This is a genomic window from Gardnerella sp. C0684A1, from assembly GCF_055326835.1.
Genome location: NZ_JBLTSX010000006.1, coordinates 74,429 through 85,121, shown reverse-complemented (window position 1 = coordinate 85,121; position 10,693 = coordinate 74,429). Strand labels below are relative to the sequence as shown.

The window sequence follows — 10,693 nt, the reverse complement described above, 5'->3', positions numbered from 1 at the left end:
AACCCGACCCAAAACCAACAAAAAATAAACAAAAAACACGCCACAAACCAAAAAACCGGGCGTGTCACAAACCAAAACACAAAAACAAACCAGAAACGGAAACAAAAAACAAATATCCCGTCAAAAATCAAAAGCACAAACGCAGTCTTCTAATAAAGTAAAGAAAAAACAAAGAAAAAACTTAAGAAACTCGCATATTAAACCTATCAGCTAAAACAGCTATATTAGGCTCCCCATATTTTTCAACGAGCTGCATCCACTTTCTAGCGTTACTCTCACCAAAACGAGCCGCTTTACGCCTGTAAGAGTCTACTGTCAAAAATCTAGGCGGAATCGATTTGCTATTGTACTTATCTGCAACCATAACGATTTCCTGCTCAACAGTGAGCGGCAGGTAATCAGCATAAGGCAAAGGAAGCTTTTGAGCAATCACTTGTTCTTTAGTTAAACCAACACCAGTATGATTGCGCGCAAATTGCGCAGCTTCTTCACTAACGCCATGTTTAAGTAAATAGTTATAGCCCCTAATGCCATGCAAAATGTAGCGAGGACCGTCAAAACGTAACTCGTCGTCGTCAGAACTACCATTCTTCGCAAGAACCTTATACGTTCCTATATCATGCAATAAGCCACCAATGCATGCAGCATACTCATCAACATAACGCGTAGGAGCATAACCGCCAACTACTTCAGGCAGAGGATTATCTCCTATCAAATTAATCATTCCATCTTTTGCGAGTGAAGCTCTTTTACGCAATACATCACTCATAGGAACGTCAGTTTTCGCAGCAAGCAAAACGTTTTGATGATGAGCAAGCTGCCATGAAATAGTCGCAATAACAACACAATGAGAGTGAATAAGATTGTACGCTGCAGAAGAAGGCGAAATCTCGCAATGCAAATGCTCAACTTCTGAAAAATCAGGCAGATTTACAATACGAACATCGTTGACTTGATTTTCGCACGATGCAGAAAACTCATCGTTTGCAGCGTAAACCATAATGGCACTCACTTACGAGATTTTGCGGAATTTTTCTTACTAGCTGATTTTTTATCAGAAGACTTATCTGATACAGACTTATCTGATACAGACTTATCTGATACAGACTCAGTTTCAGCAGACTCAGCTGGAGTAGACTCAGCTGGAATAGACTCAGCTGGAGTAGACTCAGCTGAAACAACAGACTCAGCTGGAATAGCTTCAATAGAGGAAGACTCGTCTAAAGAATTCGCAGTATCATCCGACTCAGCTTCTTCTGTCATGCGAACCATAGCAGCAAGACGCGAATCTCCATTAATATTCGCAGGCAAAGGAGCAACAATCCTAGTCTCAACTATTGGTGAAATATTACCAGTGTTCGAAATCTTATCGTCTGCAATAATCACATTAGCTGAAGCAATATCATTCACATTCATAACAGCAGTTTGCTCTGCATCCGAATTATCGCTTACTTTGCTTACTTTGTTGCCAACAGACTGCATATTTTGCGTTTTAACAGAATCAGAATTCATATGCAAGGCATCTAAATTCTGAGTTTTCTCAACATCGCGTAATGTTCGAATTACTTCAGTAGAAGAAGTAGCAGAAGCAGAAACCTCTCCAACAGCAGCAGCTTGCTTAGAACGCACTGCCCTCGATTCATACTCTTCACGCTTAAGACGCGGAGGCCTGCGAGTAGAGACAAATAAAGGCTGCACTTCAACAATCGGATTATAAGGCGCAAGTCCAAACCACTTAACAGGCGTTCCTGCAATATGACGAATGGCATACTTCATTTTTAGAGACAAAGCTGCGCGTGCAGAAATATTAGATTCAGGCATCAAAGCTTTGTGAAGAAGAACGTAACGAATTGGACCAATATCAGGATCCGCATCTACCTTCGGATAAACAGATTTCTGTTGCGGAAGTTCACCTGTATGCGATAAATCGTGCATAATCTGATGCAAATACGCTGGTATAGAAGGCGAAACTTTAAAACCAAGTTTTATACGCACTCTAAACAGATAGTCAGTTCCGAAATTTTCTACGCAATATTCACGAGTAAACGGAGAATCATCAGTTTCAACTGACACAGCCCACCAAGCTCTAGCACGCTTAGGGTGATCCGCGAAAATTGAGAAGAAAATACCAGTATCGAGACGCTTCATTTCTCTATCAGACGTCAAATACACGATATTATCTGCAAAATACGGGATACGAAAATCTCCATGCAGCTTATCAAGCACAGGCAGAAAATCTTTAGGCTTCATGTGCAAACGCTGAGAACGCTCAATTTTAGTGCCATCATTCCACGTAATCATAATAATCAAAATGGAAGCACCGAGAAGCATAGTAAACCAGCCGCCGTGCATAAACTTCGCCATAGAAGCTATGAAGAACGTAACCTCGATAAGCAAGAATACAGCTGCAAAAATAAACGCACCAAAACGCTTACGCTGATACCACATATGCACTGCAAGAAGTGTAGTTGTAGCTAACATAGTTAATGTAAGCGCCAAACCGTAGGCTCCAGAAATATGCTCTGAATCTTTGAATACTGCGAGCACTGTTAAAGTCGCTAGGCACAATACAAAATTAACTACAGGAATATAGAGCTGTCCTCTTGTACGAGCTGGATATCTTACCTGCAAATGAGGCATCCAATTCAAGCTTGTAGCTTCAGAAACCATTGTGTACGCGCCGGTAATAAGAGCTTGAGAGGCTATAATACCTGCAGTTACTGAAAGAACAACAGCAATATAACGCACATCAGGGCTTAGCATTTGGAAGAACGGATTTAAAGCATCAACATTCCACAGCTCTTTATCTCCCTTATGCTGAAGCATCCAAGAGCCTTGACCAAAATAATTAAGTAAAAGTGCAATTTTAATAAACGGCCACGTTACGTAAACATTTCCTCTACCAACATGACCCATGTCAGAATATAAAGCTTCAGCACCAGTGGTTGAAAGGAAGATAATACCCATCAACGCAAGGCCTTGAACATTATTCGGACTGAACAAGAATTTTATGCCGTAAACAGGGTTAAGAGCTTCAAAAATAGTCCAGTCGCTTCCAATATTCACTATGCCGGTAAGAGCGAGGAATGCAAACCAAACCATAACTACGATTCCGAACACTTTACCAATGCGTTCTGTACCGCGCTGCTGAACTGAGAAAAGTAGCACAATGATCACTATCGTAATCATCAATGATAAATTCTCATTTTCTAAGAAAACAGGCCTAAATGCTTCAATAGTGCGCAAACCTTCGACTGCAGAAGAAATAGATACTGCAGGCGTAAGAACAGAATCTGCTAGAAAAGCGGCTCCACCAATCATTGCAGGTATTACTAACCATGCTGCTCGCCTACGAATAAGCGAGTAGAGAGCAAAAATACCACCTTCACCATTATTGTCGGTTCGCATAGCAACAAACACATACTTCACGGTGGTAATAAGCGTAATAGACCAGAACAGTAGCGAAAGCATGCCAAATATTGCTTCGCGATTAATGTTCTGCAATCCACCTTGTCCAGCTAAAAATGTTTGAGCCGTATAAAGAGGGGACGTACCTATGTCTCCATACACAACGCCAAGAGCAACAATTGCCATGCCGAGAGTAAAACGGTCGGAGCTGGTTTGTATTTTAGCCCACCAACGTCCGAACGGTCCACTAATTGCACTAGCTACAAGTTTTTCTGCTTCTTTTACTTCTTGAGCCTGCTGCTGCGCTAAAACTTCTCGTTCTTCTCGAGTAGTAGTTTTATGCGAAACTTTCGGAGCTTTCGTAAATGAAGCTGCTCGTAAGATAGCATCTTTTTGACTCTTTGGAGTCTTCGGACTTTTCTCGGAATCTTTCGCGCCGTTGCGAGGATCCTTCAGACCATCATTCGATGGTTCGGAAACGCGTGACTTCGTCATGCTAGATTGTTCCTCCATAAGCCAAGTTTCTCACACAATACGCACGAGAAAACCTTGCCCACACCTTCACAGTTTTATTCCGTCTTGGATTATTGTATACAACTCAGGCTATATCTCGCAAAGTGGCGACGCTACGAAATTAAAAACCGTATATCTTTCGAGTATTCAAACGCGTCTCTTTAGCAACTGTTAGTAGTGGAAGATTAAGCGTATCTGCTAGTGCGCACAATGTATACGGCACCATATAAGGCGCATTAGGACGCCCTCGATACGGCATAGGCGTAAGATATGGCGCGTCAGTTTCTACTGTTATGTGACTTAATCCAATAATTCTTGCAGATTCTCGTAAATCTTCGTTTCCTTTGTAGCTTAATGTTCCTGAAAAACTTGCGTACCAGCCGTTTTCTTTTATAACTTCGGCTAGATCCACTCCTCCAGCGTAACTATGAAATACTGTTCTAGAAGGAGCTCCATCCTGTAATAATATTTTTACAACGTCTTCGTGAGCATCACGATCGTGAATTTGCAAAGGTAGATTTAACTCTTTTGCTAGAGCAATATGATCTCGAAAAGCTTCTCGCTGCGCATTACGAGCTGCCTCTCCCGTACGAAAATAATCTAATCCTGTTTCGCCAATTGCAACCACTTCTTTGGAATTTTCTACTACTAAAGAGTGTAGATGCTGCATCGCTTCATCGAATGGAATATCGTGATAAGGCTTGTAAGCAAGAGGTAAACCATCCGGCCCTGTTGCTCCACGATGCCCGTGTAAAACAGCTTCATTAGGATGCACTGCTAATGCTGCACGCACAGAATCTTCGTGATTTTTTGCAAAAGAAATTGTTGGCTCCCAATCTGGATATTCGCAACCTACTTCTAGCATATTCGAAACTCCAGCTGAGTTTGCTTGTGCAATTAGATCTTCTGCAGTCGGCTCAACTATTAAATCACGTCCCTTTTCTTCTAGCTCTTTGTTTAGATTATGCGCGAAATCTACTACGCTAAGCATGTGAGTGTGATCGTCAGCTATTCTTATTCCTTCTTTAATCAGATTTTCCCATACTGATGATCTCGGCTCTTCAGTTACGATTTCGCCTTCCGCAAGTGACGCTAATGCGGGTGCCCAATTATGCTCGCGATGATGTTTACTCATACTGTTTAGTTTACTCACGCAGCTTCACACTCGCGCAAACGCTTACTTCACGCTCACGCAACCGCTTGGCGAATTGCAGCATACTGCGATTGAACAAGACGATAATACGATCCTTTTGCGGCCATAAGTTCATTGTGTGTGCCACGTTCCATAATCTGCCCATGGTCTATTACGCAAATCAAATCAGCGTTTTCAATTGTTGAAAGTCTGTGCGCGATTACGAAAGAAGTGCGATTTTTTAGCAGCTGAGCTAAGCCAGCCTGTAATGCTTCTTCTGTGCGAGTATCGATATTGCTTGTTGCTTCGTCGAGAATCAAAATGCGTGGGTTTGCTAGTAAAACTCTTGCAAAAGATATAAGTTGCCTTTGTCCTGCAGAAAGAGTTGCTCCTCTTTCCTCAATTTGCGTATCGTAACCTTTAGGCAATTCTTCAATAAACTCGTGCGCATGAACTACTCGAGCCGCAGCTTCGATTTCTTCATCAGTTGCATCGAGTTTACCGTATCGAATATTTTCACGAATTGTTCCGCTGAAAATAAAACTGTCTTGCAGCATAACGCCCATTTGTTTACGCAAAGAGGCTAATGTTACTGAACGCACGTCGTGACCGTCTATGGTAATTGAACCTTCCGATACGTCATAGAATCTGGAAAGAAGACTTACGAGAGTTGTTTTTCCTGCACCTGTAGGCCCTACTAGAGCCACAGTAGTACCAGGTTTAACATGCAAATCAACCAAATTCAAAATTGGTTTTCCATCATCTTCATATCTGAATACAACATCATTTATGTCCACTTTGCCTTTAATTTTCGGCAATTCTATGGCATCATCTTTATCGATAATATTTGGCTTGATTTTAAGCGTTTCAAAAATGCGCTCAAGATACACTGAACAAGTAACTAGCTGAGTATAAAAATTACCAATATTTACTACTGGCTCCCAGAATGTGCTTGAATACCATACGAAAGCTATAAGAGTTCCAGTGCTTACATTCATATTTCCTATGTTTGAAATTCCTACATAGTACAGTAAAGAAATTGCAGCACTTTCAATAATGAATGCTCCTGGCCATAAAAGCATTTGCACACTTACATTACGCATCCACGCGCTACGAACATCTGACTGTTGTTCTTGGAAAGTAGAGTATTGTTCAGCTTCTCTTGCGAAAGTTTGTGTAGTTTTTACTCCCGCAATCGACTCGTGTAAGTATGCGTTTAGATTACTCTGCTTATTTGATAGTTTACGTGAAGCTTTGCGCTGCAATATTTGTAGCGTACGCGTCCATATAAGAAATAGTGGGAATAGTACAAGACTCCACAACGCCATTCGCCAGTCTATAACGAACATGGCGATCATGGTGATAATAAGCACAAATAAATCCGAAAATACGTTAATTAAACCTGACGAAAGCGTGTCAGAAAGCGTATTAATGTAGTTCACTATACGAATTAAAATTTTCCCATGCGGACGAGAATCAAAATAGTCAAAAGATAATGATTGCACATGCGTGAAAATATCTCGACGCATATCTTTAATCATAAGCTGACCAATACGCGTGATTGCTAATGTTCTGTATGCTAAACCTAACTCATACAGTATGATTAACACGGCAAATACGGCGATAATTTCGTACAAGTATGTGACATTTTTGCTCGGAAGAACAACGTCTATGAGTGTTTTGGTGATCATAGGCATTGCTGTCATAATTATGCTTCCGCTAATAACTACAAGTATTACGCGCAGCAACTGCCATAAGTACGGTTTCATATATTTTCGAACTTGCAGCAGTTCTCGCACATTAACGCGTTCTTCTTGACTTTCGTCTTCTCGGAATGTGTTGCGTTTCGACACTGTTACTCCCCTTTTGTTTCAAATCCTGAAGCATTGCCGATTTGCACGCCTAGTTGCTTACTGTAAATTTCCCAGTATCGTCCGTGCGCTGCAACAAGCTGCTCATGAGTTCCGCGTTCAACTATTTTTCCGTGATCTAGCACAACAATTATGTCTGCATCTTTAACTGATGAAATACGATGCGCGATTGTGATCACTGTGCGCGTACCGTCAAGTTTTTTCAACTCTTTTTGTATATGTGCTTCGGTTTCCATATCTACTGCAGAAGTAGTGTCGTCCATAATCAAAATTGCAGGATTATTTGCTAGAGCGCGAGCCAAACTCAATCTTTGTTTTTGCCCACCAGAAAGTCCTACTCCTCGTTCTCCTACAACTGTTTCGTAGCCTTCTGGCATGCTCATAATGAATTCATCTGCTGCAGCTATACGTGCAACTCGTCGAATATCTTTGCTGAATGACTCATTATTTTCATTAGCAGAAGGCAATCCGAAGCTAATATTTCCTGCAATAGTGTCGGAAAACAGGAATGTTTCCTGAGCAACAACACTTACTTTACTTCTTAATACTTCTAACGGCCAATCCTTAATATCTTTTCCATCTATTAATACTCTGCCTTTAGTTGGATCATAAAAACGTGAAATAAGGCTTACAAGTGTTGACTTTCCAGAACCAGTTTCGCCTAAAATACCGAGTTTGCTACCTGCCGGAACATCTAAATTAATATCGTGCAAAATAGGCGCATCTTGATCATCTGGAAAAGCGAAGTCAACATGCTCAAAACGAATTTCTCCAAGCATATCACTTTGCTTTTTTGCAGATTTGGAATCAACAATATGCGATTTTTCGGTTAGCAACTTGCGAATATTTACGCATCCTGCATTGAATCGTTGCCAATCGTTAATAAGCCATCCTGTCATTCTTACAGGCATATTAAGCATCCACAGGAAGCTATTAAATGTTACGAATGCACCTAAAGTCATGCTTCCGTTTAATACTAACCAACCGCCAAAGCCTACTGTTATAAGCTCTAGAATAAATCCCATACCGTCAATCCAAGGCATGTATTTTTGAGTGTTTTTTGCCAAGGTAATATTTCTCTGGAAATAATCTTCGTTACGCTCATCGAATTTTTCCGTCTCGAAAGATTCTCGCACGAAAGCTTTTACTACGCGATTACCTTCGATATTTTCTTCTACCATGGAATTCATTCGTGCGAATGATTCGCGAATTGCTAAGAATTTTGGTCTAGCTTTTTTACTAAGAGCTCGTGTAAGCAAAAATAGTATTGGAGTTGTGGCAGCTAAAGCTAATGCTAGTCTCCACTCGATTGTTGTCATAATACTTAAAGCGCATATAAACATAACAACACAATCTAATGCTTGATATGATACCCAGCTTAAAACGTGACGAATTGCATCAGTGTCGGAAGTCATGCGACTCATAATGTCGCCTGTGCGCGTGTGATTAAAATATGTAAAGTCTAGTGAATGTAATTTTTCATACTCGTCACTTACGAGTCTATACACTGCATTTTGACCAAACTTTTCCATAAGCATTTGGTACGCATAGCGAGTTCCGACTCTAAATATTGTTAGCACTATCATCAGTATGCATATGCGAGTTAGTAAATTGTGGTGACGTCCTACAATAATTTGATCGACTATGTAACCGGATAGCAGTGGCATAATCATTGCGATAGTGTCGTTTATGACAAAAAGTATAAGAGATACTCCAACTTTCCACATATCTGGTTTGCAATATTGAAGTATCCAGCGCACGTTACTTGCTTCTTTGCGTTTGGTTGGGTTTACGTACATGCGCTGTTTTCTCCTTGTTCTCTCGCGACTTTACTTTTACGACCTTGCTTTTGCGAAAAGACTAAATAATTTTATACCTTAGACAAAAATGTGTGGCGCGCAATCGTAAGATTACACGCCACACGTATACAAGATAGTTTTAGTAAAACTTTAAGTTCACATAATATTATGCAATCTTAAGATTTTACTCACTTCTGCCAACCCATATCTTCTGGGTAGACGCTTGCATATCCTGCAGGACCTGCGTTAGCAAAGCCCTTCTTGTAAATATGGTAGATTGGAGGAGCAGAAACTGGGATTGTGCCATACTCTGCGAAGGCCATAGATTCAGCCTTGTTAGCATAATCAGTCTGTTCCTTGTAATCGTAGGTCTTACCAACCTTGGCGAGGACTTCATCAATCTTCTTATTGCCAACGAGACCGAGGTTGGAATCACTATCAGACTTGTAAACCTGGCTTGCTGCAGACAAGAAGCTCAATGGTGATGTGGACTGCCATGCCAATGGAAGAACTTCGTAATTGTGAGCTGCAACAACCTTCTGGAACTTAGCAGCAGGCTGGTTTACGGTCTTGCACTTGATGCCGGCCTTCTTCATCATGGCCTGGAATGCATTAGCAAGAGCAGCCTGGAGAGAATCGTCACCGAAGAAGGTGAAGGAAACCTCAAGTGTCTTACCATCCTTAGCATAGTAGCCATCGCTGCCCATCTTATAGCCAGCAGCTTCAAGAGTCTTCTTTGCGTTAGCAACGTTGTACTTGGCTTCTGCTGGAAGATTATTCTTGTAGCCTTCCTGGAACATGGAGAGAAGCTCAGAACCTGGCTGCTCACTCTTCCAGTTCATACCCTGGAACTGAATCTTGTTGTATGTAGCTGGATCGAATGCCTGAACAACAGCCTTACGAACAGCCTTATCCTTAAGAGCACCAGCCGTACCGTTGAAGTTCAACACGCGAATCTTGGTGCTGTAGCCGTAACGAAGCTGAGCATCCTTAACACTACGAGCGGTAGTGATCTGTTCCTTAGAGCTGATGGCATCTGTTACAGCGTCAATTTCGCCATTCTTGAAAGCGTTCATAGAAGCAGTATCTTCCATACGCTTCACAACAACCTTGTCAAGCTTTGCCTTCTTGCCCCACCACTTAGGGTTACGCACGAAAACAACCTGATCTTCGGTAGCAGACTGAATCTTGAATGGACCTGCAGCCCATTCGTTGTGAGGATTGTCAACCCAGCCTTGGTTGAAGGTCTTAACATCCACTGACTTCGGGTTAACGAGTGGGGCAAAGAGCAATTCCCAAGTGGCGCATGGCTTATCATAGGTTACAACAACCTGCTTTGGATTAGAGCCCTTCTCAACGCTCTTGATGCAGTCATAGCCTTCAGTGGAAGCCACTGAGTAATCAGGATCTGCACCGTTCATAGTTTGCCAGGTTGCCTTGAAAGCAGTCCAGTCGATGTCAGTGCCATCATTCCACTTTGCTTTTGGATTCAAGTTGTACTGAACTACGAGTGGATTATCGCTGACTTTCTTCACAGAAGTGATGTAGTCAGGATTGTACTTAATCTTTTCACCCTTTACAGTGTCGTAAGCCATAAGATTTGGCTGGTAGAAGCTCCACAAAGTAGCCATGTAACTAGAGTTACCGTCATTAGAAGCGTAATTCCAGTTTGGACCGATAGTTGGCATAGCTACTGTGTAAGTGCCGCCATCCTTAACGTTTTCACGTGGCTGTGGATTATCGTAACGCTTGTTTATATCTGGCATCGGGAGTGCACCAGTGTAGGATGTGTCAACACCAGCTGGAGACTCAGTGATTGTAGCCTTTCCAGACTTGCCAGAGCCACCGCATGCTCCAAGTAGCATTGCTACTGAAAGAGCAGCTGCAGCAAATACAGTGAGTTTACCTGCATTTGTATTTTTCATGATTCCTCTCATTCCCCGGATGATGTCCATTCTTCCGGTATGTGT

Annotated in this window: 5 protein-coding genes and 1 pseudogene; all 6 read right to left on the bottom strand. The window is 41.7% G+C overall.

Annotation, left to right across the window (positions count from 1 at the left end):
- Positions 1-181: 181 nt before the first annotated feature.
- A complete protein-coding gene (locus ACNEUN_RS06140; protein WP_463631543.1) occupies positions 182-1,000 on the bottom strand; it encodes an HD domain-containing protein in 819 nt (272 codons plus the stop codon).
- A 395-nt stretch (positions 1,001-1,395) separates the two neighbouring features.
- Positions 1,396-3,903, bottom strand: a pseudogene (locus ACNEUN_RS06135) (KUP/HAK/KT family potassium transporter); the annotation flags it as partial.
- Between the two features lie 139 nt (positions 3,904-4,042).
- Complete coding sequence (locus ACNEUN_RS06130; RefSeq protein WP_463631536.1) at positions 4,043-5,056, bottom strand: TatD family hydrolase; 1,014 nt, start codon at positions 5,054-5,056, stop codon at positions 4,043-4,045.
- Positions 5,057-5,109: 53 nt separating this feature from the next.
- Positions 5,110-6,906 (bottom strand): ABC transporter ATP-binding protein, encoded by a 1,797-nt coding sequence (locus tag ACNEUN_RS06125; RefSeq protein WP_463631535.1) that lies wholly within the window; start codon positions 6,904-6,906, stop codon positions 5,110-5,112.
- 2 nt (positions 6,907-6,908) lie between these two features.
- Positions 6,909-8,723, bottom strand: a complete 1,815-nt coding sequence (locus tag ACNEUN_RS06120; RefSeq protein WP_463631533.1) for an ABC transporter ATP-binding protein — start codon at positions 8,721-8,723, stop codon at positions 6,909-6,911.
- Positions 8,724-8,911: 188 nt separating this feature from the next.
- Positions 8,912-10,648, bottom strand: coding sequence for an ABC transporter family substrate-binding protein (locus tag ACNEUN_RS06115; RefSeq protein ID WP_427876195.1), 1,737 nt, complete (start codon positions 10,646-10,648; stop codon positions 8,912-8,914).
- Between the last annotated feature and the right edge of the window lie 45 nt (positions 10,649-10,693).